Source organism: Microbacterium sp. NPDC055502, from assembly GCF_053643635.1.
This window is the reverse complement of sequence record NZ_JBSHKJ010000001.1, coordinates 1,659,350-1,685,520: the sequence shown is the minus strand read 5'-3', so window position 1 is coordinate 1,685,520 and position 26,171 is coordinate 1,659,350. Positions and strand designations below refer to the sequence as shown.

At 71.0% G+C, this 26,171-nt stretch carries 24 protein-coding genes and 1 tRNA gene; 8 read left to right on the top strand and 17 right to left on the bottom strand.

What is annotated here, in order from left to right:
• The 4 genes from ACWH95_RS08220 (at position 1) to ACWH95_RS08205 (ending at position 6,033) form a co-directional block, all read left to right on the top strand.
• Positions 1-762: a DeoR/GlpR family DNA-binding transcription regulator gene (locus ACWH95_RS08220; protein ID WP_454120503.1), complete on the top strand. Its 762-nt coding sequence runs from the start codon at positions 1-3 to the stop codon at positions 760-762.
• Between the two features lie 84 nt (positions 763-846).
• Entirely contained in the window at positions 847-2,883 is a 2,037-nt protein-coding gene (locus ACWH95_RS08215) for a bifunctional aldolase/short-chain dehydrogenase (RefSeq protein ID WP_247638329.1), read from the top strand.
• A gap of 13 nt (positions 2,884-2,896) precedes the next feature.
• Complete coding sequence (locus ACWH95_RS08210) at positions 2,897-4,306, top strand: rhamnulokinase (protein ID WP_247638328.1); 1,410 nt, start codon at positions 2,897-2,899, stop codon at positions 4,304-4,306.
• A gap of 200 nt (positions 4,307-4,506) precedes the next feature.
• Entirely contained in the window at positions 4,507-6,033 is a 1,527-nt protein-coding gene (locus tag ACWH95_RS08205) for an Ig-like domain-containing protein (RefSeq protein ID WP_454120502.1), read from the top strand.
• A 144-nt stretch (positions 6,034-6,177) separates the two neighbouring features.
• Here the strand turns inward: ACWH95_RS08205 and ACWH95_RS08200 are convergent, their stop codons facing one another.
• From ACWH95_RS08200 to serS, 4 genes are all read right to left on the bottom strand, one after another.
• Entirely contained in the window at positions 6,178-7,407 is a 1,230-nt protein-coding gene (locus ACWH95_RS08200) for an LCP family protein (protein WP_454120501.1), read from the bottom strand.
• Between the two features lie 52 nt (positions 7,408-7,459).
• Positions 7,460-7,544: transfer RNA gene (locus tag ACWH95_RS08195), tRNA-Ser, on the bottom strand.
• A gap of 42 nt (positions 7,545-7,586) precedes the next feature.
• A complete protein-coding gene (locus ACWH95_RS08190) occupies positions 7,587-8,408 on the bottom strand; it encodes an HAD family hydrolase (protein WP_136036384.1) in 822 nt (273 codons plus the stop codon).
• Positions 8,405-9,709, bottom strand: a complete 1,305-nt coding sequence (gene serS, locus ACWH95_RS08185; protein ID WP_454120500.1) for a serine--tRNA ligase — start codon at positions 9,707-9,709, stop codon at positions 8,405-8,407. The genes ACWH95_RS08190 and serS overlap by 4 nt, the downstream gene beginning before the upstream one ends.
• Before the next feature lie 56 nt (positions 9,710-9,765).
• Between serS and ACWH95_RS08180 the strand changes: the two genes are divergently transcribed.
• The gene (locus tag ACWH95_RS08180) at positions 9,766-10,764 is read left to right on the top strand and encodes a diacylglycerol/lipid kinase family protein (RefSeq protein ID WP_241115050.1); all 999 of its coding nucleotides are present in this window, start codon (positions 9,766-9,768) and stop codon (positions 10,762-10,764) included.
• A 25-nt stretch (positions 10,765-10,789) separates the two neighbouring features.
• Here the strand turns inward: ACWH95_RS08180 and ACWH95_RS08175 are convergent, their stop codons facing one another.
• Positions 10,790-11,449: a TetR/AcrR family transcriptional regulator gene (locus ACWH95_RS08175; RefSeq protein WP_136036068.1), complete on the bottom strand. Its 660-nt coding sequence runs from the start codon at positions 11,447-11,449 to the stop codon at positions 10,790-10,792.
• Between the two features lie 153 nt (positions 11,450-11,602).
• On the opposite strand from ACWH95_RS08175, the gene ACWH95_RS08170 reads away from it, so the two are divergent.
• Positions 11,603-12,046, top strand: coding sequence for a hypothetical protein (locus ACWH95_RS08170; RefSeq protein ID WP_136036069.1), 444 nt, complete (start codon positions 11,603-11,605; stop codon positions 12,044-12,046).
• Positions 12,047-12,642: 596 nt separating this feature from the next.
• Here ACWH95_RS08170 and ACWH95_RS08165 read toward each other — a convergent pair.
• From ACWH95_RS08165 to ACWH95_RS08155, 3 genes are all read right to left on the bottom strand, one after another.
• Entirely contained in the window at positions 12,643-13,389 is a 747-nt protein-coding gene (locus tag ACWH95_RS08165) for a hypothetical protein (protein WP_454120499.1), read from the bottom strand.
• Between the two features lie 58 nt (positions 13,390-13,447).
• Positions 13,448-14,908, bottom strand: a complete 1,461-nt coding sequence (cls, locus tag ACWH95_RS08160; RefSeq protein WP_136029579.1) for a cardiolipin synthase — start codon at positions 14,906-14,908, stop codon at positions 13,448-13,450.
• An 86-nt stretch (positions 14,909-14,994) separates the two neighbouring features.
• Positions 14,995-15,168 (bottom strand): hypothetical protein, encoded by a 174-nt coding sequence (locus ACWH95_RS08155; protein ID WP_168387235.1) that lies wholly within the window; start codon positions 15,166-15,168, stop codon positions 14,995-14,997.
• Positions 15,169-15,278: 110 nt separating this feature from the next.
• Between ACWH95_RS08155 and ACWH95_RS08150 the strand changes: the two genes are divergently transcribed.
• Positions 15,279-16,391, top strand: a complete 1,113-nt coding sequence (locus ACWH95_RS08150; protein ID WP_247638324.1) for a DUF4192 family protein — start codon at positions 15,279-15,281, stop codon at positions 16,389-16,391.
• An 11-nt stretch (positions 16,392-16,402) separates the two neighbouring features.
• Here ACWH95_RS08150 and lysS read toward each other — a convergent pair whose 3' ends face one another.
• A complete protein-coding gene (gene lysS / locus ACWH95_RS08145; protein ID WP_136029575.1) occupies positions 16,403-17,935 on the bottom strand; it encodes a lysine--tRNA ligase in 1,533 nt (510 codons plus the stop codon).
• 80 nt (positions 17,936-18,015) lie between these two features.
• On the opposite strand from lysS, the gene ACWH95_RS08140 reads away from it, so the two are divergent.
• Positions 18,016-19,929 (top strand): DUF2207 domain-containing protein, encoded by a 1,914-nt coding sequence (locus ACWH95_RS08140; RefSeq protein WP_247638323.1) that lies wholly within the window; start codon positions 18,016-18,018, stop codon positions 19,927-19,929.
• A gap of 6 nt (positions 19,930-19,935) precedes the next feature.
• On the opposite strand, the gene ACWH95_RS08135 is transcribed toward ACWH95_RS08140, so the two are convergent.
• From ACWH95_RS08135 to folE, 8 genes are read right to left on the bottom strand one after another with little or no spacing between them, the layout of a single operon-like run.
• Positions 19,936-20,634, bottom strand: coding sequence for a DUF2520 domain-containing protein (locus tag ACWH95_RS08135; RefSeq protein ID WP_206251817.1), 699 nt, complete (start codon positions 20,632-20,634; stop codon positions 19,936-19,938).
• The gene (locus ACWH95_RS08130; protein ID WP_378803349.1) at positions 20,631-22,784 is read right to left on the bottom strand and encodes a PH domain-containing protein; all 2,154 of its coding nucleotides are present in this window, start codon (positions 22,782-22,784) and stop codon (positions 20,631-20,633) included. The genes ACWH95_RS08135 and ACWH95_RS08130 overlap by 4 nt, the downstream gene beginning before the upstream one ends.
• Complete coding sequence (locus ACWH95_RS08125; protein WP_136028521.1) at positions 22,781-23,362, bottom strand: PH domain-containing protein; 582 nt, start codon at positions 23,360-23,362, stop codon at positions 22,781-22,783. The genes ACWH95_RS08130 and ACWH95_RS08125 overlap by 4 nt, the downstream gene beginning before the upstream one ends.
• Positions 23,313-23,795 (bottom strand): DUF3180 family protein, encoded by a 483-nt coding sequence (locus ACWH95_RS08120; RefSeq protein ID WP_136037237.1) that lies wholly within the window; start codon positions 23,793-23,795, stop codon positions 23,313-23,315. Before ACWH95_RS08120 ends, ACWH95_RS08125 begins: the two co-directional genes overlap by 50 nt.
• Positions 23,792-24,331: a 2-amino-4-hydroxy-6-hydroxymethyldihydropteridine diphosphokinase gene (folK, locus tag ACWH95_RS08115; RefSeq protein WP_206251820.1), complete on the bottom strand. Its 540-nt coding sequence runs from the start codon at positions 24,329-24,331 to the stop codon at positions 23,792-23,794. The genes ACWH95_RS08120 and folK overlap by 4 nt, the downstream gene beginning before the upstream one ends.
• Positions 24,328-24,723: a dihydroneopterin aldolase gene (folB, locus tag ACWH95_RS08110; protein ID WP_136028524.1), complete on the bottom strand. Its 396-nt coding sequence runs from the start codon at positions 24,721-24,723 to the stop codon at positions 24,328-24,330. Before folB ends, folK begins: the two co-directional genes overlap by 4 nt.
• Positions 24,724-24,756: 33 nt before the next feature.
• Entirely contained in the window at positions 24,757-25,566 is an 810-nt protein-coding gene (gene folP, locus ACWH95_RS08105) for a dihydropteroate synthase (RefSeq protein WP_206251821.1), read from the bottom strand.
• A complete protein-coding gene (gene folE, locus ACWH95_RS08100; protein WP_168387203.1) occupies positions 25,566-26,171 on the bottom strand; it encodes a GTP cyclohydrolase I in 606 nt (201 codons plus the stop codon). Before folE ends, folP begins: the two co-directional genes overlap by 1 nt.

The following is a 26,171-nucleotide window of genomic DNA, read 5'->3' as shown; positions in this document are numbered from 1 at the left end:
ATGGCTCTTTCCGGAAACCTCGACGCTCAGCGCCGCCGCGACGAGCTGGTCGCGATGGCCGAAGGCCCCGAGGGCGTCTCGATCGACGGGGCAGCGGAGCTGTTCGCGGTGTCGTCGATGACGATCCGGCGCGACCTCCTCGAACTCGAGGCCGAGGGGCGGGTGCGACGGGTGCGCGGCGGGGCGACAGCGGCTCCCCGCGCCCGGCCCTTCGACGCCCGGCGCAGCATGCGGGCGAGCGCCAAGAGGGTGATCGCCGAGAAGGCGCTGCACCTGGTGCCGGCCGCCGGGACGGTGGCCCTCGACGCGTCGACGACGATCAGCACGCTCGCCGCGGTGCTCGGAACGCGCGACGCACTCGCCGTGTACACCAACGCCGTCGAGACCTTCCAGCTGCTGCAGCCGCGGGAGGGGGTGACCGCGGTGCTGTCGGGCGGCACCGCCGAGCCGACCACGGGCAGCCTGATCGGACCCCTCGCCCTCCGCAGCCTGCAGGCGGTGTACTTCGACGTGTTCTTCGCCTCGGCCGATGCCCTCGACGAGATCGACGGCTCTTCCGAGGTGTCGGTGGAGGAGGCCGAGGTCAAGCGGGCGCTGGCCGCGCAGGCGAGCACCACGGTGCTCTGCGTCGATGCGACCAAGCTGGGTCGTCGGTCGGTCGCCCGCGCCCTCGAGCCCGCGCAGGTGGACGTGCTGATCACCGATCTCGATCCGGCGGATGAGCGCCTCGACCCCTTCCGGGGGATCGCCGAGGTGCGCTGACCCTTGGCGCTAGCGTCAGATCGTGTTATCTTTCACAGGACTTAACAGCGCTCCGGCGCTCCCCCGATGGTGCAGGAGATCCTCATGACCAACCCGACCGCCGCCGAGCTGATCGCGCGGAGCAACCGTCTGGGCGCAGACCCGAAGAACACCAACTACGCCGGGGGCAACACCTCGGCCAAGGGCACCGAGATCGATCCCGTCACCGGGCAGCCCGTCGAACTGCTGTGGGTCAAGGGCTCGGGCGGCGACCTGGGCACCCTCACCGAGAGCGGCCTCGCCGTGCTGCGCCTCGACCGGATGCGGGCGCTCGTCGACGTGTATCCCGGAATCGACCGCGAAGACGAGATGGTCGCCGCGTTCGATTACTGCCTGCACGGCAAGGGCGGGGCAGCCCCCTCGATCGACACGGCCATGCACGGACTCGTCGACGCGGCACACGTCGACCACCTGCACCCTGACTCGGGCATCGCGATCGCGACCGCCGCCGACGGCGAGGCCCTGACGACCGCGATCTTCGGCGACCGCGTGGTGTGGGTGCCGTGGCGGCGCCCTGGTTTCCAGCTCGGACTCGACATCGCCGCCATCAAGGCGGAGAACCCCGCCGCGATCGGCTGCATCCTCGGCGGGCACGGCATCACGGCGTGGGGCGACACCTCCGACGAGGCCGAGGCGAACTCCCTCTGGATCATCGACACCGCGGCGGCGTACCTCGCCGACCACGGCCGCGCCGAGCCGTTCGGTCCCGTCCGCCCGGGGTTCGAGGCGCTCCCCGAGGCCGACCGTCGCCGTCGGGCCGCGGCCCTCGCCGGCACCATCCGCGGCATCGCCTCGACCGACAAGCCGATGGTGGGGCACTTCACGGACGACGCCGTCGTGCTCGACTTCCTCGCAGCCGAGAAGGCGCCCGCCCTCGCGGCCCTGGGCACCAGCTGCCCCGATCACTTCCTGCGCACCAAGGTGAAGCCGCTGATCCTCGACCTGCCCCCCACGGCGACCGTCGACGAGCAGATCGCGCGTCTGCACGAGCTGCACACGCAGTACCGCGCCGACTACCGGGCCTACTACGACGCGCACGCCACCCCCGACTCCCCCGCCATCCGCGGCGCCGACCCGCTCATCGTGCTCGTGCCCGGCGTGGGCATGTTCTCCTACGGCGCGAACAAGCAGACCGCGCGCGTCGCCGGCGAGTTCTATGTCAACGCGATCAACGTCATGCGCGGCGCCGAGGCCGTGTCGAGCTACGCCCCGATCTCCGACGCCGAGAAGTTCCGCATCGAGTACTGGGCGCTGGAGGAGGCCAAGCTCCAGCGGCTGCCGAAGCCGAAGACCCACCAGGGTCGCATCGCGTTCGTCACCGGCGCCGCCTCCGGCATCGGCAAGGCGATCGCGACCCGATTGGCCGCCGAGGGCGCCTGCGTGGTCGTGGCCGATCTCGATCTCGAGAAGGCGCAGGCCGCGGCCGCCGAGCTCGGGAACACCGACGTCGCGATCGGCGTCGCCGCGAACGTGGCGGATGCCGAGGCCGTGCGGGCCGCGCTCGACGAGGCCCTGCTCGCGTTCGGCGGCGTCGACCTGGTCGTCAACAACGCGGGGCTCTCCCTGTCGAAGCCGCTGCTGGAGACGACCGAGAAGGACTGGGACCTGCAGCACGACGTCATGGCCAAGGGCTCGTTCCTGGTGTCGAAGGCCGCGGCCCGTGTGCTGATCGATCAGAAGCTCGGCGGCGACATCATCTACATCTCGTCGAAGAACTCCGTGTTCGCGGGCCCGAACAACATCGCCTATTCCGCGACCAAGGCCGACCAGGCCCACCAGGTGCGGCTGCTCGCGGTCGAGCTCGGCGAGCACGGCGTGCGGGTCAACGGCATCAACCCCGACGGCGTCGTGCGCGGCTCCGGCATCTTCGCGTCGGGCTGGGGCGCCAACCGTGCCGCCACGTACGGTGTCAAGGAAGAGGACCTCGGCCAGTTCTACGCCAACCGCACGATCCTCAAGCGCGAGGTCGTGCCGGAGAACGTCGCCGATGCCGTCTACGTGCTCACCGGACCGGAGCTGAGCCGCACCACCGGCCTGCACATCCCCGTCGACTCCGGCGTCGCCGCCGCGTTCCTGCGATGAGGGTCACCGGCCGATGAACGACACGAGGGTCAGGGCGGTGGCGGCGGTCGACCTGGGCGCGACCAGCGGCCGGGTCATGATCGGGCGCATCGGCCCCGGGGTGCTCGACCTGGAACCCGTCTCGCGGTTCCCGCACGGAGCGGTGGAGCGTGCCGACGGACTGCACTGGGACTTCGCCGCCCTGTACGAGCACGTGGTGGACGGGCTCGCCGAGGCCGTCCGCCGCGAGCCGTCCATCGAGAGCATCGGGATCGACTCCTGGGCGGTGGACTACGGGCTGCTGCGCGACGGCGAGCTGCTCGGGGAGCCGTTCCACTACCGCGACCGCCGCACCGCCCGTGGCGTGGCCGAGGTGCATGGCGAGGTGCCCTTCGCGGAGCTGTACGAGCGCAACGGCCTGCAGTTCCTGCCGTTCACCACGCTGTACCAGTTCCGTGCCGACCCGCGTCTCACGGAGGCGGACACGGCTCTACTCATCCCCGACCTCCTCGCGTACCTCCTCACGGGCCGGCGCGTGGCGGAGCGCACGAACGCCTCCACCACCGGCCTGCTCGGGGTGCGGTCGGGCGAATGGGACACCGAGCTCGCGGTCAGGGCGGGGATCCCGCCACGGCTCCTGCCCGAACTCGTCGACGCCGGCACGGTCGTCGGCACGCTGACCCCCGGGGTCGCGGCACGCATCGGTGCGAGCCTGCCCGTGGTGGCGGTGGCCTCGCACGACACCGCGTCCGCCGTCGTCGCCGTTCCGCTGGAGTCGTCCTCGTCCGCGTTCATCTCGTGCGGGACCTGGGGCCTGGTGGGCGTCGAGCTGCGCGCACCCGTGCTCACCGACGACGCGCGGGAGGCGAACTTCACGCACGAGCGCGGAGCCGACGGCCGGTATCGCTTCCTGCACAACGTCACGGGGCTCTGGCTGCTCAGTGAGACGGTGCGCGCGTGGGAGGCCGAGGACGGTGCGCCGATCGCACTGCCGGAACTGCTGGCCGTGGCGTCGGCCGTCACCGACCAGGTCCCGGTGTTCGACGCGAACGACCCGTCGCTGAGCGCGCCGGGGGACATGCCCGCCCGGATCGCCGCCCTGCTGCCGCAACCTTCACCGTCGACGCGTGCGGCATTCGTGCGCTCGATCATCGAGTCCATCGCCGCGGCGTTCGCCGAGGCGGTGCACACGGCCGCCGAGCTCTCCGGCCGCAGTCTCGACCGCATCCACCTGGTCGGGGGCGGCGCGCTCAACGACCTGCTCTGCCAGGCGACCGCCGACCGCTCGGGCCTCCCGGTCCTCGCGGGCCCGGTCGAGGCGACCGCCCTGGGGAACGTCCTGATCCAGGGCCGCGCACGCGGTGCGACCCTCGGCACGCTGGAAGACCTTCGCGCCCTCGTCGCCGCCACGCATCCCCCGAAGGTCTTCGCGCCCGGCGCCTGATCCGAACGGCGAAAAGGGGCGGTTCCTTTCCCGTCGGAGAGGAACCGCCCCTTGTTCGTCGCACCGCTGGTGCTTTCGCGCCTGCCGAGCTCGGCCCCTCCGCGAGCTCGACGGGCTCGACCCTCCCAGCCATAGGGTAACATGCTACGCGTTAGTGTCACCACTCGCCTCTCCGGGGCAGCGCTCACGAAGGACAATCAATGACGAAGACCAGATACTCGCGCGCACTCGCCGCCACCGGCGCCTCCACCGCACTGCTCGCGTGCTCTCTCGCTGCGGCGTCGGCCGCCTCCGCGGCGACCATCGACGGAGCCATCACCAGCGTGGAGGTGGTGCAGAGCAGCGCCGACGCCGGATCGGACGTGCAGATCGACCTCGCGTGGAGCGTCCCCGACGACTCCCGCGCGGGCGACACGTTCACGCTGCAGCTCCCACCCGAACTGCTCGCGCTCACCCAGGGGTTCGCCCTGACCGACACCGATGGCGCCGAGGTCGCGGAGGCGTCCCTCTCCCCCGAGGGGCTCGCGACCTTCACCCTCACCGACTACGTCACCACGCACCCGCTCTCCGTGCACGGCACGGCGCACTTCTGGGCCGAGTTCCAGACCACGCAGACCGGCACGACCGTGCCGATCACGTTCACGGGTGACGGGGGCGTCACGTTCGACGATGGCATCGAGGCCACGGGCGTTCCGGGCATCGACCGCACCGCCCCCAGCAAGGCCGGCGCCTGGACCGACCTCGCCGATCAGGGCACGACCCACCCGCAGGGTGCCCTCCAATGGACCGTGGCCTCACCCCGCGGCCCGTTCTCCTCCCTCGTGTTCGACGACCCGGCACAGCCCGGCCAAGAGGTCGATTGCACGTCGCCGATCCTCGTGCGGCACACCTCGACGGCGGATGCCGACGGCTTCCTCACCGATCTCGTGCCGGTGGACGCCGGCGACTACACGGTCGACTGCACCGCCCAGCAGCTCACGGTCACGATGGGCCGCGCCGTGGCCGACGGCGAGATCGTGCAGGTCAAGTTCCGGAACAGCGTGACCGACCCGTCGCTCGACGTGTACCGCAACACCCTGTCGGTCACGGCGGACGGCGAGTCCTGGAGCACGCCCGGATCGGTCCGTCGCCTGAGCGCCGGCGGCGAGGGCGCCGGCACCGGGGTGGGACAGCTGGCGATCACCAAGAGGGTCGAGGGAGCCGGGACGCCGACGGGGCCGTTCGCCGTCGTCGTCGACTGCCAGTGGGCGGGGGAGTCGGCACCCGACTATCCCCGCACCCTGACCTTCACCGGTGCCGAGACGCAGACCCTCACGGCACCGGTCTCCAGCGTGTGCACCGCCACCGAGACGGAGAACGGCGGCGCGGCGAGCGTCGCCGTCGGCCCAGCGGCGACCGTCACGGATGAGGCCGCGGGTACGGCGGAGATCGTCGTCACCAACACCTTCCCGGCGGCCCCGCCGGTGGACCCGGCCGACCCCGGCGCCCCGGCCGACCCCGGCGCCCCGGCCGACCCCGGCACCCCGGCTGACCCCGGCACGCCGGGCACGCCCGCGCACCCGGCGGCTCCGGCGGCTCCGGCGGCTCCGGCCGATCCGAGCGCCGGATCGCTCGCGACCACCGGCGGCAGCACGTCGCCCTGGGTCCTGACCGGCGGAACGGTGCTCGCGCTCATCGGCGCCGGGCTCGTGGCAGCGCACGTCGCGCGCACACGTCGCGCGCGCTGACGCCGGGCACCGCCCCACGCACAGAGGGCGGGCACGAGGTCGTGAGACCTCGCCCCCGCCCTCCGTGCGTGCCGGCTGGAGCCTCGATCGCTCTGGGGCGGACGGGTCCACGCCCGGCCGCGCGCAGAGACGACGCCTGGCGCGTCAGCGCACGTTGCCGTTGGAGCAGGTCTGCTGTGCGGCCGAGTTGCCCTTGATGCTGTCGGGCAGCGCCACCACGTCGCTCGGCGTCGCGTTGGGATCGGGCGTCGCCTCCACGGGGGTGGTGGGCTCCGCCACGATCACCCCGTCGTTGCTCGTGTTCTGATGCGTGACCTGGAGCTGGGCGTTCTTCTCGATCGCATCCCACATCACGTCAGCCGCCTGCGTGTTCGGAACCACCTTGTTGGGGTCGGCGCTGTCCTGGTTCGTCGGGTACTGGAGGAACACGATGTCCTCGAAGGGAACGGACTTCACGGCGAGCGCGATCTGCGCGATCTTCATCGGATCGGCGAGCGACGTGCTGGTCTCGAGGTTCTGGAGGCCGATGTTGGCGAGCTTCAGCATGACCGGGACGTTGCCGAGGGTGTCGCTGCTGATCAGCGCGCGCGCGAGGCTCGACATGTACTGCTGCTGGTTGCCGATGCGTCCCAGGTCGCTGCCGTCGCCGACGCCGTGCCGGGTGCGCAGGAACTGCAGCGCCTCGAGGCCCTGGAGCCAGTGCGTGCCCGCCTCCATGTCGAGGCCCGTGTAGCGGTCCTTGATCGGGTTGGCCAGGCAGACCTCCACACCACCGATCGCGTTGGTGATCTCGATCACGCCGCCGAACGTGACGGATGCCGCGAACTGCACCTCCTGGTCGGTCAGCTGCGAGATCGTCTGGACGACGCAGTTGAGGCCGCCGTCGGTGTAGGCGGTGTTGAGCGGCTGCTTGCTCATGGCGGAGTGGACGTTGCCGTCCTCGTCCTTGCACTCGGGGATCGGCACCATGAGGTCACGCGGGAAGCTGACCACCGTGATCCGCCGGGGTTCCTGCGAGACGTGGACCAGCAGGTTCACATCGTTGAGCGTGCCCCCCGCGTCGCGACCCGTGCAGCGATCGCCGAAGAGGTCCTTGTACTTCTCCTCGCACGTGTCGACGCCCGTGAGAACGAGGTTGAAACCACCCTTGTACTCGCCGATGTCCGGCGGAACGTCTTCCTGACCGTCGAGATCGACCGCGTTCGCGGAGACCGTGCTGGAGAAGTCATAGAAGATGTAGGTGCCGACACCGATGCCACTGACCAGCACCACGGCCAGGCCGATCGCGATGAACTTCATCAGCTGACCCAGGGTGCCGGGGGTGTGCTGCTGACCGTGTCGCGCGAGGGTATGACGGCGTCGGTTGTCGCTCACTCGGGCCCTTTCGGATTCGGCACGGCGCGGTGGGTTCGCCGTGCTCGGTATGCGGAGGGTGTGGGATTCGAACCCACGAGACATCTCTGCCCACTGGTTTTCAAGACCAGCTCCATCGGCCGCTCGGACAACCCTCCCGACAGATACGTCTGCCGACCAGGCGTGAGTCTAGCCGAACTCTATTCTCGTGCGTCGACCTGGGCGGGCGCTGGAAGCGTGTCGAGCGCGGTCGCGAGGCCCCCCGTTTCGACGTCGGTCGTGACCTCTCCCGCGGCGTCCTTCACCTCGTCCGGCGCCTGCCCCATCGCCACCGCACGGCCCCCGCCCGCGAGGGCCCAGCCGAACATCCCGATGTCGTTGCGACCATCCCCCGCGACCAGCACGCGGTCGCGCTGCAGTCCGAGCTCGTCGCGCACCCGCTCCAGCGCCGTTCCCTTGTCGACGCCCTGCGGAGCGATGTCGAGCCAGGCGGTCCAGCCGATCGCGTACGACACCTCGTTGAGCCCCGCGTCGGCCACGAGCCGGTGGAAGTCGTCCTCGTCGTGATCCGGCGAGACGACCACGATGCGCGACACCGGGAGATCGCCGAGCCGGTCGAAGTCGACCTGCCGTCCGCCGTCGAGCGTCCAGTCGTCGAGCTGCTCGGTGAAGAGCCGCTGTCCGGAGCCGAGCTCGACCATGTACCGCGCGTCCGGGAGGCGGTCACGGAGCAGAGCCAGCGCGGGAGTCGGGTCGAAGGTCTCGACGTGCCAGCGCTCCCACCGGTCGCCCACGCGCCGCATCGTCACTGCGCCGTTCGAGCAGACGACGAGATCCGCCGTGAGACCCAGCTCCTCCACGTAGCGCTGCGTCCCCATCCAACTGCGCCCCGTCGCGATCGTGACCAGGTGTCCGGCGTCGCGCACGCGGGCGATCGCCTCCGGCACACCGGGGCTCATGGTCTCGTCCTGGAGCAGGATCGTGCCGTCGACGTCGAGGCCGACCAGCCAGGGCGCGCTCACCGGGCGGCCTGCGCGTCGGCGAGCGGGCGGATCACCTCGAGTCCGCCGAGGTAGGGGCGCAGCACCTCGGGCACCCGCACGGAGCCGTCCGCCTGCTGGTGCGTCTCGAGCAGGGCGACGATCCACCGGGTGGTCGCGAGCGTGCCGTTGAGCGTGGCCACGTGCTGCGTCTTCGGCGCGGACGCCCCCTCCTCCACCGGCGGCCGGTACCGCACGTCGAGGCGCCGGGCCTGGTAGGTCGTGCAGTTCGAGGTCGAGGTGAGCTCGCGGAACGCACCCTGGGTGGGCACCCACGCCTCGATGTCGTACTTGCGCGCGGCGCTCGAACCGAGGTCGCCCGCGGCGACATCGATCACGCGATACGCGAGGCCGAGCGCGGTGAGCATCTGCTCCTGCAGCGCGACCAGCCGCAGGTGCTCGGCCTCCGCGTCCTCGGCCGAGGTGTAGACGAACATCTCGAGCTTGTTGAACTGGTGCACGCGGATGATGCCGCGGGTGTCCTTGCCGTGCGATCCCGCCTCGCGGCGGTAGCACGTGGACCAGCCCGCGTAGCGGAGGGCGCCGTCGGACAGGTCGACGATCTCGTCCTTGTGGTAGCCGGCGAGCGCGACTTCGCTCGTGCCGACCAGGTACAGGTCGTCGTCCTTGTCGAGGTGGTACACCTCGTCCGCGTGCTCGCCGAGGAAGCCGGTGCCCTGCATGATCTCCGGCCGCACGAGCGTGGGCGTGATCATCGGCACGAAGCCGTTCTGCAGCGCCGTGTCGAGCGCGAGGTTCATGAGGGCGATCTCGAGCCGCGCGCCGATCCCGCGCAGGAAGTAGAAGCGCGCGCCGGAGACCTTCGCGCCGCGCTCCATGTCGATCGCGCCGAGCAGCTCCCCGAGCTCGAGGTGGTCTCGGGGCTCGAAGTCGAACGCCGGGACGTCGCCCACCCGCCGCAGCTCGACGAAGTCCTCCTCGCCCCCCGCCGGTACACCGTCGATCACGACGTTCTCGATGCGCGCGAGGGCCGCGGCCGCGTGCTCCGAGGCTTCGTTCGCGGCGTGCTGCGCCTGCTTCACGCGGTCGGCGAGGTCCTTCGCCTGGGCGACGAGCGCCGCCTTCTCCTCCTTAGGGGCCTTGGCGACCTGCTTGCCGAAGGCGTTCTGCTCGGCACGCAGCTCTTCGAACGTGGCGAGCGCGGCCCTGCGCGATCGATCGGCCTCGAGTGCGACGTCGACGGTGCTCTGGTCGTTGCCACGGGCAGCCTGCGAACGGCGGACGATCTCCGGGTTTTCGCGGAGGAGTGCGAGGTCGATCATTCCGCAAGTCTACGAGGTGCGGCGGAGCCCCTCGGCTGCCGGTCTAGAGTAGCGCCATGCGCACGAGCCCCCCTGTCACCTCGCAGGCGGCACTCGTGTACAACCCGGTGAAAGTGGACGGGAAGCGGCTGCGGGCGCAGGTTCGAGACCTGTGCCGCGAGGCGGGCTGGCAGCACCCGGCGTTCTACCCGACGACGGTCGACGACGCCGGGCAGGGAGCCACGGCCGAGGCGCTCGCCCGTGGTGTGGACGTGGTGCTGGTGGCGGGCGGCGATGGCACGGTGCGCGCGGTCGCGGAGGCCATCGCCGGCACCGGGGTGCCGCTCGCGATCCTGCCGAGCGGCACCGGCAACCTCCTCGCGCGCAACCTGGGACTGCCGCTGACCGACCCCGCCGAGATGATCCGTGCCGCTCTGGGCGACTTCCGCCACCCGATCGACATCGGCTGGGCACGGCTCACCCGCGCGGACGGCGAGGAGGTCGAGCATGCCTTCGTGGTGCTCGCCGGCATCGGCCTGGACGCCGACATGATCGCGAACACGCGCTCCGACCTGAAGCGATCAGTCGGGTGGATCGCGTACGTCGACGGTGCTGCGCGATCGCTCCCCCGGGCCCAGCCGTTCCGCGCCGTCTACCAGATCGGTGAGGGGCGCCTGCACTCCACCAAGGTCCACAGCATCCTGTTCGCGAACTGCGGCACGCTGCCCGCCGGCATCTCGCTGATCCCCGACGCGTCGATCACCGATGCCGCACTCGACGTCGCCGTGATCCAGCCGACCGGTGTGCTCGGCTGGCTGGGTGTGTGGCGCAAGATCTGGTGGGACAACTCGGTGCTGCGCCGATTCCGCGCGGGACGCCTCGTGCTGGAGCGCCGCGGCACGGACGCCTCGGTGCACTACTTCCGCGGCGCGGCGGCCGAGGCGGCGGCGCCCGCTCCCACGCCCGTCGAGCTCGACGGCGACGAGTTCGGCGAGGCCGTGCGGGTGGTGTGCCGCGCCGACCCGGGCGCTCTGCTGCTGGCGCTGCCCGCCGGCCACCCCGTGCACATCCTCTGACGGGTAGCGGCGCGGTCAGCGCACCCTACGCGCGAAGCTCACGCGCCCGCGGGCCGACGACGATGTGAGCGAGCCGGTCGCGAGTGAGCAGCACAGCGTCTTCGACAAGCCGCAGGTAGGCGCCGCTGTCCCTTGCCAACTCGGCAAGTCCGATGATGCCAGATAGGAGGTACTTCGCCTCTCTTGGCGGATCGGCATCCGGAGCGATCAGCTCTTTCCGTTGCGCTTCTTCGAGGTAGTCGGTCAAGCGCGCGAGCCACCCGCTGAACTTGGGACTTGCGGGCGGCGAGCCGTCGGTCCTCCGATCCATCAGCATGAGCGACACTCGCGCCAGCGGGTCGTGCAGGAGGCTGTCGGTCACTTGCTCCGCTACGGCGACGATCGCATCGAGCGGGTCATCATCCGTGCGTTTGGTTCCCATGAAGACGCCGCCGGGGAAGGCGAGATCGACGATGGTCCCAACCAAGGCCTGTTTGGTTGGGAAGAAGTAGGTGACGAGGGACTTCGAGGTTCCCGCAACCTCCGCAATGCGACGGAAACTCGTGCCCTCATAACCGAACTCGTCGAACACACGCACGGCTGCCTCGATGATCTCGGGTGCCGCGTTCAAGTCCGGGCTCATCACCGAGCGGGCATTGAGCGCCCTCAAAGCCGTTGTGCGCGCGCCGTTCCGTTTTGCGCTCATCGCTCCACCTCCTCGTGGCCACTGTGAGTGACCCTACGCACTGGACAGCCGGTCAGGAGGTGGCGCGTAATACTTCAGTTCCCTAACCGATTGGTCAGTTCATAGCTTCCCGGACATCGCGGCGCTCACCGCGATCGAGAAGGGAAGAACATCATGAAGAGAAGTGCCGTAACCCTGTGTGCCGCCGCGTGCATCGCCATCGCAGCGGCTGTGGCTCCGCAAGCAGCGAGCGCGGCCACAAGCGCACAGACCGAAGTACGCGCGGCCAGCCCCATCGGCTCCGCAACGATGAGCACGGGTCAGTACGAGTACATCTGCATCGGCTCGGACGGAAGCAGTTGGTCGCTGCGCGTCGGAGAGCCAACCACGGACTGCCACGGCAGCTTCCTACACAAGTACATCAACGGAGTGATGGTGGCGAACTACAAGTTGTCGGTGACAGGAACCGTGATTGATCACCCAAAGCCGGACCCGATCGGGTGTCTGATGTCCATCGTCAGCGGCGTCTTCGGCGTACTTAGCGCAGACGGATCGCTCATCTGGATTTCCGCGCTCGGCTTCACCGGAATGGGAGGAATCATGACCTGCCTCGCGTAACGCTCATTGATCAGAGGGGGCGACGGTGAGCCGGCGTCCCCTCGCCCTGCGAGGGCAACTGAAGGAGTACGAGCAAGCAGGTGGTGACAATCATGAGCACGAAAGTCGCCGCGGGCACGTACCACGTGACCCAAGGTCGCAGAGGGACCCCCAAAGACCGCAATGGAATCACGATCCCCAGCATCGCTGGGATGAGAATCGCCGCGAACGAGAAACTCCTTGCGTCCCATGCCCTCTGACGCCTACCGCGACTTCGCCGATCAGAGGCTTGTGCCGCAGTTCGGCTGGATGCGCCGAGGATCACGAGAGCAATCGGCCAGACCCAGAAGTCGCCGACCAGAAGTAACAGAGCCCCGACTGCGGCGAACAAAGCCGCGACCACCACGCGGGCAAAAACTTCCCACCTCCACCGGGCAGTGATGCCAGTCGGTAACACTTCACTTTCGCGCATGTCTGCGAGCATACGCCCGTCGAGCTCGACGGCGACGAATTCGGCGAGGCCGTGCGGGTGGTGTGCCGCGCCGACCCGGGCGCTCTGCTGCTGGCGCTGCCCGCCGGCCACCCCGTACACATCCTCTGACGGGGCGGCGCCGGGGTCAGCGCACCTGCACCGTGCCGTCGAGTCCGCCGCCCACGAGCGTGAGGGTGAACGGCGCGTCGTCGTCCACGTCGTCCTCGGGGAACTCGATCACGGTCGCACGCGGCGCCATGTCCATCGTGCACACCTGGGTGTCGTCGGTGACGAAGGTGACCGTGCCCGCGGAGCCCGAGCCCTCGGCCGATTCCACGACGGGCGGGCATCCGGACGAGCCCCACGTCAGCAGCACCAGCCCGCCGTCGTCGAACCATCCCGCGGACGGCTCGTACGACGTCGGGTCGCCGGGGGCGCCGGTCGCGTCCGGGTCGCCGTCGAGGTCGATGTCATCGGAAACGTCCCCGTAGGTCACCTGGAGGGTGATGTCCTTGGTCGGATCCACGCCCTCCGGCAGCGCGCCGACGCTCGCGCGGGGAGCGAGATCCGCCGTGCACGCTTTCTCCGTCGCGCCGTCACCCTCGGGTTCGACCAGCGTGACCGACACCGTCTGGCCCTCCGCGGAGACCTGGTCGACCTGGGGCAGGCACGTGGAGGAGCCCCAGCTGACGACCGCGAACATGCGCCCGTCGTCGAGCAGTGCGCCCTCCAGGTCGCCCGAATCGTCACCGCCGCCCGCGTTGCCCGGACCGCTCGACGGCTCCGATGTCGAGTTCGGGGCGGTGTTGCCCGGACCCACCGTGCACCCGGCGAGGAGCAGGGCCGCGGCGAGCGCGGAGGACGCGACGAGGAGGAGCCGGCGAGGAGTCATGCCCTCAGGGTACTCGCGGCATCCTCCCCTGCCTACGGGGCTCGGCGCGCGGGGCCGGTCACTGCAGCGCCGAGGTGAGCCGCGCCAGGTTGTCGAGCACGGTGGACCGCAGCGGCTGCTGCATCCACTCCTCGAGCGTGAGCTCGCGGCTGAGCGACCGGTACTTGTCCTCCACCTCGCGCATCTCCCTGACGAACTCCTCGCCACGGACGAGCATCGACACCTCGAGGTTGAGGCCGAACGAGCGCATGTCCATGTTGCTCGAGCCGATCACCGCCACCTCGTCGTCGATCGTGAGGCTCTTGGTGTGCAGGATGTAGGGCTTGCGGTACATCCAGATGCGCACCCCCGCCCGCAACAGCACCTCGTAGTAGCTGCGCTGGGCGTGGTAGACCATCGCCTGGTCGCCCTCCTCCGAGACGAACAGCTCGACCTGGACGCCGCGATCGACCGCTGCGGTGACGGCCAGCAGCAGCGCCTCGTCCGGGACGAAGTACGGGCTGATGATCATGATCTGCTTCTTCGCCGCGTACAGCAGCGCGAGGAAGAGCCGGAGGTTGTTCTCCACCTCGAACCCCGGACCGGACGGCACGACCTGGCAGTCCAGATCGCCGGAGCCGATGTTGGCGTGCGCGATGTCGATCTCCTGGAGGACCACATCGGTCTCGCTGTACCAGTCGCTCAGGAAGATGGCGTTCACGCTCAGCACGACCGGCCCGTCGAGGCGCACCATGAGGTCGACCCAGTGCAGTCCGCGGCGGATGTTCTTGCGCAGGTTGTAGGTCGAGTCGGTGATGTTCTGCGACCCGAGGAACGCGATGTTCCCGTCGACGACGAGCAGCTTGCGGTGGTTGCGCAGGTCGGGGCGCTGCATCTTCCCCTTGAGCGGCTGCACGGGCAGCATCAGGTGCCAGTCGGCCCCCATCGCGTTGAGTCGTGCGACGGTCTGGCGGTAGCGCGGCTTGCCCCGGTTGGCCCAGTGGTCGAGCAGGACGCGCACCGCGACCCCGCGTGCCGCGACCTCTTCGAGCGCGCGGAAGAAGTTGTCGGTCGATTCGTCGGACTGCAGGATGTAGAACTCGACGTGCACGTAGTCCTGGGCGGTGCGGATCGCCTCCGCCATCTCGTCGAGCGACTCCTGGTAGTCGGAGATCAGGTGCGCGCCGTTGTCACCGGAGAGCGGGAGGGCTCCGAGGCGCTGGTTCATCTGCACGATCGGTCCGAACCACGCGGGGGCGTTCGGACGCAGCGTGCCGAAGTGCAGGTGCTCGCTGGTCTCGGCGATGTACTCGTTGATCTGGTCCTGCTTGCGGCGGCGGGCCCGCGGCAGTCGCGGGTTGCCGATGAGGAGGAAGAGGAACACGCCGACGAAGGGGATGAAGAACACCGCCAGCAGCCACGCCATCGCTGCCGTGGGACGCCGGTTGCGCGGGATCACGATGATGGCGGTGACGCGGATCGTGATGTCGAGGAGCAGGAGGAAGACCGCGAACCACCAGCCCCAGGTCCAGGCTGTCATCGCACCCCCTCGCCCGCATCAGGGGTCATGACCCCGGTGCGCGCCAGACCAGGCACGCTCGCTTCACAGTAGCGGATGGGTCGGACTCAGGTGCGCGGCGGGAGTCCGCGCGCGGCGCGTTCCTCGGCCTCGATCTGGGCGTGCACCTTCCGCTCGGTGCGGTCGAAGCGCAGGATGCCGCGGAGGACGACGACGAACACGATGCTGACTCCGATGGTCGGCAGGAGCGACCATGCCGCGGCGAGCCAGAAGTTGTCCATGACTCCATGGTACGCGAGGGTCTCCTCCACAGAGCCCGGTTCCCACGAATGCTCCCCCGACTGCGGGTTCGCGGCCCGCCACGCGATGCCGACCGGGCGATGCTCTCGGGATGACCACCGTGCTCAACGCCTCCGACTCCGCCCAGTTCCTGGGCATCGTGCCCACCCTCGCCGGGTTCACTCCGCGCCGGAGCATCGTGCTCCTGCCGTTCCGCGGCTCCCGCACCGACGGGGCGATGCGGCTCGACCCGCCCGACGACGCGATGCCCCCCGGCCGCTACGCCGCCTCGGCCGTGCGGCTCCTGCAGCGCGTCCGCGGCACGGACGGCGCCGCCGTCGTCGTGTACACGGACGAGGAGAGCGTCACGACGGCGGACGGCCTGGTGCTGCCCGGCGCCGTGGTGGTGGATCATCTTCTCGCCGGCCTGCGCGGTGCGGGCATGCGAGTGATGGATGCTCTCTGCGTGACGCCGGGCGGGTGGAGCAGCTACCTCGACCGGAAGCCGACGCTGAAGCCGCTCGCCGAGATCGGCCCCACGCCCGCACACCCCTCGATCGGCGACGTGTCCGGCGACCAGCTCGCGGGAGCCCGGGTTCCGCGCGTGGGGGCGCCCGAGCGCCAGCGCGTCGAGCGCGCGCTGACCGGGCTCCGCGGCGCGCTGGACGGGAAGGGCCGCGTGTCCGGTCGGGAGGATCCGCAGGCGCTCGCCGCGCTCGCGCTGCTGGACGACCTCCCCGGGCTCTTCGAAGCGGTGCTGAAAGGCCCGGACACGATCCCGCCCTTCGCCTGGGCGGCGCTGCTCTGGTGCCTTCAGCGCCCCGCGCTCCGCGACGCCGCCCTTGCGCAGTGGGCGAGCGATCGAGAGGGCGGTATCCGTGCGCTCCAGGCGCAGCTCGCCTTCACCGCCTCGGGCAGCCCAATTCCCGACGAGCTCGGGCGGGTGTTCGTCGGCCGCGGACCCACACCCGATCCGAATCGGCTCCGCAGCGCGTTGGAGGTGGTGCGTCATGCCGCAGCGAGGGCACCACGCACGGCACGACCCGCGCCCCTCACCGCAGCGGCGTGGCTGTCGTGGGCACTCGGCCGCGCCACGCACGCCGGTCGCTACGTCGAGCTCGCGCGCGACATCGATCGGGAGTACAGCCTCGCCATGCTCCTCGAGAGGCTGATCGCCGAGGAGGCGCTACCCGACTGGGCCTTCCGCGGACGGACCCGCCGATGAACGGGTGCCGGTCACTTCACGAGGGGGAAGAGGATGGTCTCGCGGATGCCCAGGCCGGTGATGGCCATCAGCAGACGGTCGATCCCCATCCCCATGCCGCCGGACGGCGGCATGCCGTGCTCGAGTGCCCGCAGGAACTCCTGATCGATCGGCATCGCCTCGACATCGCCACGGGCCGCGAGCTTCGCCTGCTCCTCGAACCGCTCCCGCTGGATGACAGGGTCGACCAGCTCCGAGTACCCCGTCGCGAGCTCGAACCCGCGGATGTAGAGGTCCCACTTCTCCACGACGCCCGCGATCGAGCGGTGCTCGCGCACGAGGGGCGAGGTGTCGACGGGGAAGTCCATCACGAAGGTCGGGCGCACCAGGTCGCCCTTCACGAAGTGCTCCCAGAGCTCCTCCACCAGCTTGCCGTGCGTGGCCTGCGGTGGCACGTCCACACCGTGGGCCTGCGCGAACGAGATCAGGTCCTCCACCGCGTCCTGCGGCGTCACCGTGCGGCCCGACGCCGCCGACAGCGACTCGTACATGGAGATGCGGTCCCACTCGCCGCCGAGGTCGTACTCGGTGCCGTCCGCCCAGGTCACGGTCGTCGAGCCGGAGACCGCGATCGCCGCCTGCTGCACGAGCTCCTGCGTGAGGGCGGCCATCTGGTTGTAGTCCCCGTAGGCCTGGTAGGCCTCGAGCATCGCGAACTCGGGGCTGTGCGTCGAGTCGGCGCCCTCGTTGCGGAAGTTGCGGTTGATCTCGAACACGCGCTCGATCCCGCCGACCACGGCCCGCTTGAGGTACAGCTCCGGAGCGATGCGCAGGTAGAGCTCGGTGTCGAACGCATTCGAGTGCGTGACGAACGGACGCGCCGATGCCCCACCGTGCTGCACCTGCAGCATCGGGGTCTCGACCTCGAGGTAGTCGTGGCTCGCGAACGTCGCCCGCAGGCTGGCGTTCACGGCGGCGCGCGCCCGGACGGTCGTGCGGGCCTGCTCGCGCACGATCAGGTCGAGGTAGCGGCTGCGCACGCGGCCCTCCTCGCTGAGCTCCGCATAGGCGTTCGGCAGCGGCAGGATGGCCTTCGACGCGATCGCCCAGTCGTCCGCCATGATCGACAGCTCTCCGCGGCGGCTCGAGATGACCTCGCCGTGCACGAACACGTGGTCGCCGAGGTCGACGTATTCCTTCCAGTCGGCCAGCGACTCCTCGCCCACGTTCGCGAGCGAGACCATCGCCTGGATGCGGCTGCCGTCGCCGGCCTGCAGCGTCGCGAAACAGAGCTTGCCGGTGTTGCGGCTGAAGACCACGCGGCCAGCCACCCCGACCACGACACCGGTCTCCGCGCCCGCCTCCAGCTCGCCGTACTCCGCACGCAGGGCGGGGATCGAGTGGGTCACCGGCACGCCCACGGGGAACGCGCCGCCCCCCGCATCCGAGCGTCGGGCGATCAGGCGCTCGCGCTTGGCGAGTCGCACCGCCTTCTGCTCGTGGACGTCGTCCTCGGGGGAAGAGTCGGTCGTGGCCGATTCGGGCGCGGCGGACGCGTCAGTCATGTGCGGGGCTCCTTGAAAGTCTCCCCCAGTTTACCGAGGCGCGATGCGGGCCCGCGGCCGTCGCTGGGTAGCCTCGGTGCATGGCCCTCTCCAGGATCGCCCGCGCTTCCGCCGCCCTCGTCCTCGCCGCCGGCGCCATCGTCCTCCCCGTCGCCTCGGCCTCCGCCGCTCCGGCACTCACCTCCGCCCGGTCGGACCGCGCTGCGGTCGCGCCGGCAGCCGCGGCCGCCACGGGCACCGCGGGCACCGCGGCGCGTACGGTCGCCGCCGACGTGGACGACTTCTCGTACGCGTCGTGGGACGCCACCTACGACCTGAGTCTCGTCGACGGTCGCGCTCGCCTCCACGTGACCGAGACCCTCGTGGCACGGTTCCCTGAGTTCGACCAGAACCGCGGGATCGTCCGGGGCCTCGCGACCTCGTACGAGAACGCCCGCATCGACACCCGCGTGCTGTCCGTCACCGACGGCGAAGGGCGCGACGTCCCGTTCGAGACCGACGACGAGGACGGACTGCTGCTGGTGCTCACCGGCGACGACCAGTACGCGCGCGGCCTGACGACGTATGTGATCGAGTACGAGATGAGCGATGTCGTCTTGGCCACGTCGCCGAGAGACTCCGCGACGCCCGCGGTCGACGAGTTCTACTGGAACCTCCTTCCGCTGGACAGCACGCAGCCGATCGAGCGGTTCGACGCCGAAGTCCACGTGGACGCTGCGCTGGCCGCGAGGCTCACCGGTTCGACCCGCTGCTACCAGGGGCCGGCGGGATCCACGACCGCGTGCACGCTCGACGGTCCAGACCCCACGGGCGACGGCGCCACGTTCCGCACGTCGGCGGCGGACCTTGCGGCCGGGGACGGCGTGACGGTCGCGATCGGGTTCGAGGCGGGCACCGTCCAGCAGCCGCCGGCCCGCACGCCCGACCCGGTCGCGGACGTCGGGCCGCTGATAGCGGCGATCGGCGCGGTCGGCGTCGCGGTCGCGGGGTGGCTCGCCGTTGCAGGTTTCACCCGACGTCGCCGCCGCGCGACGGGGATCGTCGTCGCCCAGTACGACGTGCCCGAGACGCTGCCGCCGCTCGTCGCCGCCGCGGTCATCCCGAAGGCGCAGGACGTCATCCCCGCGGAGATCGTGCACCTCGCGGTCCGCGGAGCGCTGCGCATCGAGGAGGGGGACAGCCCCGAGCAACCCCGACTTCGCCGTCTTCCTGCTGGTTCCGCACCGGACGAGCTCGACGCGGCCGCCCTCGACGCCCTGTTCCACGGCGCCGACGCGGAAGGCGTGGTCGACCTGCCGACCGCGAGCGAGAGCTTCGCCGCCCGCATGTCGGCGCTCACCACCGCCGGGGCCACGGCCGCCGCCACGCGGGGCCTCACGGAGCGGGCCCGGAGTCGCGGCGCCGTCGTCGTGCAGTGGTGTGCCATCGCGATCGCGCTGGCGGGCCTCGGGGTGGGCATCTGGGCCGTGGCGAGCGGGCGGCTGGCCGCGATCCCGGCGCTCGTCGCCGCGGCGTTCGCCGTGGTACTGGTCGGCATCGCCGCCTTCTACTCGTTCTCGAAGCACACCGTGCTCACCCCGGAGGGTGCCCGGACGCTCGAGTACCTCCAGGGCGTGCGCGAGTTCATCCGCGTGGCCGAGGAGGACCGCCTGCGCATGCTGCAGTCGTACACCGGTGCGGAACGCCGTGAGGTCGATGGTGCCGAGGTGATCCACGTGTATGAGCGACTGCTGCCGTACGCGATGCTGTTCGGGATGGAGGACGAGTGGGGCGAGGTCCTCGAACGCGCCTACACCCGAGAGCAGCGCGGCGCGGCCTGGATCGGCGATCCCACCTCGCTCGCGCTGCGCGTGCAGCTCGCGGCGTTCATGTCGTCGTCGCAGTCGGCGGCGACGTACACGGCGCCGACGACCGGGTCCTCGTCGAGCGGCGGATCGTTCGGCGGCGGCTTCTCGGGCGGCGGGGGCGGCGGCGGCTTCTCGGGCGGACGGTGAGCGCCGTCAGATCAGGGGTGGCGGCTCGGACGATTCGCGCAGCGCCCGCTCCACCGTGGACTGCACGAGCGCAGACAGGTACCCCCCGGGATTGTCGACGCCGATCTCCCGCAGCCGGGACGTGGACTGCCCGATGATCGACCGCGAGAACTCGGTCACGGTCGCGATCGCATCCGCGTACGCGGGCCGGTCCGCGTCCGCGATCACCACCGGTTCGCAGCCCATCTCCACGGCCAGCGCCTGCGCGATGGGAAGGACGGCCGCGGGAGCGGTCACCGCGGCATAGCCGGCCTGCAACTGACGGAGATCGATCGATGTCCCGGTGAACGTGATCGCCGGGTGCACCGCCAGCGGGATCGCTCCGCGCTCAGCGGCAGGACGGAGCACCTCGATGCCGTGCGCCGCATCGGTGTGCAGCACCAGCTGACCCACCTGCCACCCGCCCACTTCGGCGATGCCGGCGACAAGCGCCGGGAGCTGCTCGGAGGGCACGGCGAGGATCACGAGCTCGGCCCGGCGGACGACCTCCTGCGTCTCGAGCACGGGCACACCGGGGAGCACGGCCGAGGCTCGTTCGTCGTCGGATCCACTGGTCATACCGACGACGGCGTGACCTGCACCGGCGAGCGCAGCGCCCAGCACGGGCCCGACGCGACCTGCACCGACGATGCCGACGCCCAGCCGGCCGTCCCGCATGGCGCTCATTCCTCGGTCGGAGCCGGCCTCGACGACCGACGGGTCGGCGGAACCACGGGCGGCTGCACGGGGGGCGTCGGCGGCGGCTGCACCGCGGGAGGCTGCACCGGCGGCACCGGCGGCGGCTGCACCGCAGGCGGCGGCACCGTAGGCGCCGCGGACGGCTGCACGGCGGGCGGCTGCACCGGAGGCACCGCGGGCGGCTGCACCGGAGGCACCGCGGCGGGCGACCCCACCGGAGGCACCGCGGGAGGCTGCACCGGAGGCGGCGACACCGTAGGCTGCACCGCGGGCGCCGCGGGAGGCTGCACGGCGGGCGGCTGCACCGGAGGCACCGCGACGGGCGGCACCGCGGCGGGCGGCACCGGAGGCACCGCGGGAGGCTGCACCGCGGGCGACCCCACCGGCGGCACCGCGGGCGACCCCACGGGTGGGGCGAAGGGCGCGGGCCGTGCACCCGGAGGTGGCGGCGGACCGGTGAACGCCGGGGGCTCCGGTGCGACCGCGTGCTCGCTCCACCGGTGCGTGCGGTCGCGCGACGCCGCCTCAGCGGCCGCGCGGCTGACGTCGTCCAGCAGAGCGAGGGCGTCCGCGCGCTCCAGCCCCGCGAGGATCCCGGTGATCGGGCCGGGGACGGTGTGCACCTGCGCGCCGGACACCCGCTGCGCCCGATCGATCGGCCCCTGGTTCAGCGACACGCCCTGCAGTCGGGCCAGCGGGAACACCGCGAGCTTGCGCCAGACGATGCCCCGCCGCAGCAGCAGCCCGTCCGCGGTCACCGCGTAGCCGTGGCGTCTCCAGGAGAAGGGCCGCCGCCACCACGCGCGCTGCGGCATCGTGCGGTAGGGGTCGTCCGCGGCGGGACCCACGACGCCCTGCTCCCACAACAGCGGGATGCTCGCGGGCGGAAGGTCGGGAAGCACCAGCGCGAGCACCCGCTCGACATCGGCGCGCTTGCCCACCGGCAGCACCACGTTGAACTGCTGGCCGCTGCCGGAGGACTGCTGCGCCGCGCTCTTGCCGCTCATCCGGTTGATCTTGATGGTCCACCAGCCGAATGGACGCCACAGCAGCGACTGCGACACCTCGACCGCGAAGATGCGGCCGGGCGGAAGCGTCTCGGTGACGGTGGTGAGCAGCCCGTAGGTGATGCGCACGCCGTCCGGCGTCGGCGCGATCGAGTAGCGCAGCGACTTGGAGATCTGCGCCCAGGTGATACCGACGACGGCCACCACCATCGGCACGCCCATGCCGAGCCCGATCCCGAGCAGCACGATGCCGCCGTCCGGATCACCGTCGACGAGGACCCCGATGATCGTGCTGCCGATCGCGATCGCGAAGATCGCACCGAAGAACACGAGCCACAGCAGACCCGAGATCACCTGCGAGCCGATCAGACGCCCCGTGGGGATCTTCACGACGCTCTCCGGCACCACGTCTTCCAGATCGACGCCCGCGATGAGGCCGGTGACCCCCTGGTTCATCGAGCCGACGAGCTGCGACCGTGCCGACACCCGCTCCCCCGGCACCTCCGCACCCGGGTTCATGGCGGCGTGCCGGGCGGCCCGTGCACCCGACGCCAGACGCAGGATCTCCGCGCGCACGCCCTCCGCCCGCGGCGTGGCCAGGTATTCGAGCTCGACGTTGGCGTCATTGCCCGCCCCGACCACCTCCAGCTTCGCGAGGCCGATGATCCGCGCGGGGAAGGGGCGCGTCAGGTTCACGCCCTGCACCCGGTCGAGCGGCGCACGCCGGTGCGACCGGAAGATGATGCCCTTGCGCACCTCCACGTGGTCGCCCGTGATGCGGAACTGCTGGAAGCGCCACACGAACCAGAAGATCGCCACGAGCACGACGACGAGCACCAGCACGCCGAGCAGCGCCACGAGCGCCAGGTTGTTCGAGAGCACCCAGTCCACCGGATCGCCGCCGGTGTAGTCGCCGTAGTGCGCTTCCTCCGGCGTGAACATGCCGACGAGCCATGCGATCACACGATCGCGCATGTTGGCGATCACGATGCCGGCCACGATGATCAGCGCCAGGCCGCCCTTGAACAGCGGCGTGAGCGGATGCATGCGGTGCCACTCGCCGTCGGCGAGGTTCGTCGACGGCGCCGCGGCCTGACCGACCGCGGAGCCGGGGAGCTGCGCCTCGCTCACAGGCCGGTCCGGCGGGTCTCGGCCACCTGGATGAGCGTGTCGCGCAGGGCCTCGGCCGCCGCCTGGGTGAGTCCGGGGATCTGCACGCCCGTCGTCGCCGCCGCCGTCACCATCTTCAGCTGGGACACGCCGAACGCCCGGTCGAGCGGGCCCTGCGTGATGTCGACCAGCTGCATGCGCCCGTACGGCACGGCGATCATGCGCTGCCACAGGATCCCCTTGCGGAACACGATGTCGTCCGCGCGCAGCATGTAGCCGATCGCGCGCGCCTGCCGCGGGAGGATCACGAGCGTGATCAGGGTGATCAGGATGATCGCGCCCGCGGGGATCCAGACCCAGTCCTGCTCGAGCACGACGTTCAGCACCACCGCGGCGACGGCGACGATCACCAGGAAGATGACGTTCTGCACGATCTGCGACACGACGTACCGCGGCGAGATCTGGTGCCACGTGCCGTCGAGCTCGAGGCGCGCCTCGTTGCGCGCCGTGCGCAACTGCGTGTACGTGCCGCGGTCCAGCGCGTCGAGGTCAGTGCCCTCCGCCGGGTTCAGGGGCGCGGTCTCTGGGTTCTGAGTCATCAGGATCCTTCGGGAGGGTACAGAACTGTTCAGCGATGAGGGCGGCCACGACGAGCACGACTGCACTCGCGATCAGCGCGGCCATCGCCACTGTCGACCCTACCGGCGGATCGATCGGCCTCGTCAGAAGGAAGAGCAGCAGTCCTGCGCCGAAGCCGGCCATGATCGCGCCGAGCAGGCTCGACGCCCGCGCCAGTGTCGCGGCACGAAGCGCGCGGAACGGGTCGATACGCGTTCCGGAGCGGACGCTGCGGCGCACCGGCCAGGCGACTCCGAGCGCCGCGATCGCGATGAGCACGAGCAGCACGGGCAGCAGCAGCGACGGCGTGAACGTGGCCCGCCCTCCCGCGGTCAGCATCTGGTCGAGCGCGAACCCCACGGCGCCCCCGAGGAGGGCGAGCACGGCGAGCAGCCCGACGGACGTGCGCTTCATGCGTCGCCCCGCGCCCGCAGCCCCGCCACGAGGTCGTCGACGCGTCCGTGTCCGACCAGTGCGGCGCCGGGGTCGACGTCGAGCCACGGCTCCAGCACGAACAGGCGCTCGGCCGCGCGCGGATGCGGCAGCTCCAGCCGCGGGTCGTCCGATTCGACATCGCCGTACGCGATGAGGTCGAGGTCGAGCGTGCGGTCGCCCCACCGTTCCTCTCGCACGCGCCCGTTCTCGTCCTCGATCGCGTGCAGCATGCCCAGCAGGATCTCCGGCGCCAGCCGCGTGGTGACGAGCGCGACTGCGTTGACGTAGCCCGGGGCGTCGGGGTCGGGACCGTCGAGGCGCACCGCCACCGTCTCGAACAGCCGCGAGACGCGCACGTCGCTCACCAGCGGCAGCCGACGGATGCGCTCGACGGCCGCGCGGATCGTCTTCTGCCGGTCGCCCAGGTTCGCCCCGAGCGCCACGACCGCGACCGTCTCCGGGCGACCCGGGCGCGGGGCGGGAACGTCGGGCGGGCGCGTGAGATTGCGGCTCATACCGTGATGTCCTCCAGGGTCTCCGGCGCCCGGGTGCGGTGCACCGTGACGGCCACATCGGCGAACTCCAGCGGGATGGGCGCGTGCGGCTTGTGCACCGTGACGGTGACGCCCTGCACGCGACGGTCGTCGAGGGCGACCGCGGCGATGCGCTCCGCCAGGGTCTCGATGAGGTTGACCGGCTCGCCGGCGACCACCGCGGCCACGCGTTCCGCCAGTTCGCCGTAGTGCACCGTGTCGGCCACGTCGTCCGATCCGGCGGCCTGCTCCAGCGAGAGCCGCAGACGCAGGTCGATCGTGAACTCCTGCCCCTCCTCGCGCTCGTGCGCGTAGACCCCGTGGCGGCCGAACACCGTCAGCCCTGTCAGCACGATCTCGTCGAGGAAGTCCATGCCTCTAGCGTACGGCGCGGCTCCGACGCCGCCTCAGCCGCGCCAGGCTTTCGCGACCGCGAGCGCGTCGCGCGTCGCGGCGACGTCGTGCACCCGGACGGCCCAGACCCCGGCCTGCGCGGCGAGGGCGCTCGTGACGGCGGTCGCCAGATCGCGCCGCGCCTGCGTCACCTCGCCGTCTTCGGGCCGTGCACCCTGCAGCACCTCGGCGAGGAACCGCTTGCGCGAGGTGCCGATGAGCACGCGCGGGCCGAGCGCGACGATCTCGTCGAGGCCGCGCAGCACGTCCCAGTTCTGTGCCCCGGCCTTCGCGAAGCCGATCCCGGGGTCGAGGATCACTCGCGACGGGGCGATGCCGGCGGCGGCGGCCTCCCCCAGCCGCTCCTGCAGCTCGCCCGCGACGTCGCGCGCCACCCTGCGGTACTCCGCCCTCGCGTACATGTCGTCCGAGAAGCCGCGCCAGTGGCCGATCGCGTAGTCGGCACCCGACTCCGCGACGGCCGCACGCATGTCCGGATCGGCGAGGCCGCCCGACACGTCGTTCACGATCCGGGCGCCCGCGCGCACGGCCGCCGCGGCCGTGGCGGCGTTCAGCGTGTCCACGCTCACCGGCGCACCGGCCGCCGCGAGCTGCTCGATCACGGGGAGCACGCGACGCTGCTCCTCGTCTGCACCGACACGCTCCGCGCCCGGCCTGGTCGACTCCCCGCCGACGTCGAGCACGGTCGCGCCGTCTGCCCGCAACCGCAGACCGTGCTCCACCGCGCGCTCCACGTCGAAGTAGCGGCCGCCGTCGCTGAACGAGTCGGGCGTGACATTGACGATGCCCCAGATGCCGGTCATCAGCGCGCGCCGGCGGACGGGACGGACATGCCGATCAGGGTCACGAGCTCGGCCCTGGCGACGGCGTCGGTGTACTCCCCGCGCGCGGCGATCGTGAGGGTCGACGCCTCGGTCTGCCGTCCGCCGCGCATCGTGACGCAGCCGTGGCTCGCATCGAGCACCACCAGCACGCCCCGCGTGTCGAGGTGCTCGGCGATCGTGTCGGCGATCTGCTCACCGAGCCGCTCCTGCACCTGCGGCCGCGCCGCGAGGATCTCGACCACGCGCACCAGCGCCCCGAGGCCGACGACCTGCTCGCCCGGAAGGTAGGCGATGTGCGCGTGCCCGGCGAACGGCAGCAGGTGGTGCTCGCACACCGAGCGGAACCGGATGTCGCGCAGCAGCACCGCACCGGACGGCAGGGTGTCGGGGGCAGGACCGCGCGTCACGCTGATCGTGTGCGCGAGGGGCGCTCCGGGGTCCTCCCCCACGCCGGAGAAGAACTCCGCGTAGAGCTCCGCCATTCGCGCCGGGGTCTGCTTGATGCCCGGTCGGTCCGGGTCCTCGCCGATCGCCTCCAGCAGCTCGCGGGTGAGCCGCTCGACGCGCTCCCTGTCGACCGTCAC

What these genes read in the sequence shown, in the direction of transcription:
- ACWH95_RS08120 (WP_136037237.1), bottom strand. Translation starts at nt 23,795, where the DNA reads ATGAAGCGCACGTCCGTCGGGCTGCTCGCCGTGCTCGCCCTCCTCGGG.
- ACWH95_RS08165 (WP_454120499.1), bottom strand. Translation starts at nt 13,389, where the DNA reads ATGACTCCTCGCCGGCTCCTCCTCGTCGCGTCCTCCGCGCTCGCCGCG.
- ACWH95_RS08205 (WP_454120502.1), top strand. Translation starts at nt 4,507, where the DNA reads ATGACGAAGACCAGATACTCGCGCGCACTCGCCGCCACCGGCGCCTCC.
- ACWH95_RS08210 (WP_247638328.1), top strand. Translation starts at nt 2,897, where the DNA reads ATGAACGACACGAGGGTCAGGGCGGTGGCGGCGGTCGACCTGGGCGCG.
- serS (WP_454120500.1), bottom strand. Translation starts at nt 9,709, where the DNA reads ATGATCGACCTCGCACTCCTCCGCGAAAACCCGGAGATCGTCCGCCGT.
- folK (WP_206251820.1), bottom strand. Translation starts at nt 24,331, where the DNA reads ATGAGCCGCAATCTCACGCGCCCGCCCGACGTTCCCGCCCCGCGCCCG.
- ACWH95_RS08140 (WP_247638323.1), top strand. Translation starts at nt 18,016, where the DNA reads ATGGCCCTCTCCAGGATCGCCCGCGCTTCCGCCGCCCTCGTCCTCGCC.
- ACWH95_RS08125 (WP_136028521.1), bottom strand. Translation starts at nt 23,362, where the DNA reads ATGACTCAGAACCCAGAGACCGCGCCCCTGAACCCGGCGGAGGGCACT.
- ACWH95_RS08135 (WP_206251817.1), bottom strand. Translation starts at nt 20,634, where the DNA reads ATGAGCGCCATGCGGGACGGCCGGCTGGGCGTCGGCATCGTCGGTGCA.
- ACWH95_RS08175 (WP_136036068.1), bottom strand. Translation starts at nt 11,449, where the DNA reads ATGAGCGCAAAACGGAACGGCGCGCGCACAACGGCTTTGAGGGCGCTC.
- folB (WP_136028524.1), bottom strand. Translation starts at nt 24,723, where the DNA reads ATGGACTTCCTCGACGAGATCGTGCTGACAGGGCTGACGGTGTTCGGC.
- ACWH95_RS08180 (WP_241115050.1), top strand. Translation starts at nt 9,766, where the DNA reads ATGCGCACGAGCCCCCCTGTCACCTCGCAGGCGGCACTCGTGTACAAC.
- ACWH95_RS08155 (WP_168387235.1), bottom strand. Translation starts at nt 15,168, where the DNA reads ATGGACAACTTCTGGCTCGCCGCGGCATGGTCGCTCCTGCCGACCATC.
- cls (WP_136029579.1), bottom strand. Translation starts at nt 14,908, where the DNA reads ATGACAGCCTGGACCTGGGGCTGGTGGTTCGCGGTCTTCCTCCTGCTC.
- ACWH95_RS08170 (WP_136036069.1), top strand. Translation starts at nt 11,603, where the DNA reads ATGAAGAGAAGTGCCGTAACCCTGTGTGCCGCCGCGTGCATCGCCATC.
- ACWH95_RS08150 (WP_247638324.1), top strand. Translation starts at nt 15,279, where the DNA reads ATGACCACCGTGCTCAACGCCTCCGACTCCGCCCAGTTCCTGGGCATC.
- ACWH95_RS08220 (WP_454120503.1), top strand. Translation starts at nt 1, where the DNA reads ATGGCTCTTTCCGGAAACCTCGACGCTCAGCGCCGCCGCGACGAGCTG.
- ACWH95_RS08215 (WP_247638329.1), top strand. Translation starts at nt 847, where the DNA reads ATGACCAACCCGACCGCCGCCGAGCTGATCGCGCGGAGCAACCGTCTG.
- folP (WP_206251821.1), bottom strand. Translation starts at nt 25,566, where the DNA reads ATGACCGGCATCTGGGGCATCGTCAATGTCACGCCCGACTCGTTCAGC.
- lysS (WP_136029575.1), bottom strand. Translation starts at nt 17,935, where the DNA reads ATGACTGACGCGTCCGCCGCGCCCGAATCGGCCACGACCGACTCTTCC.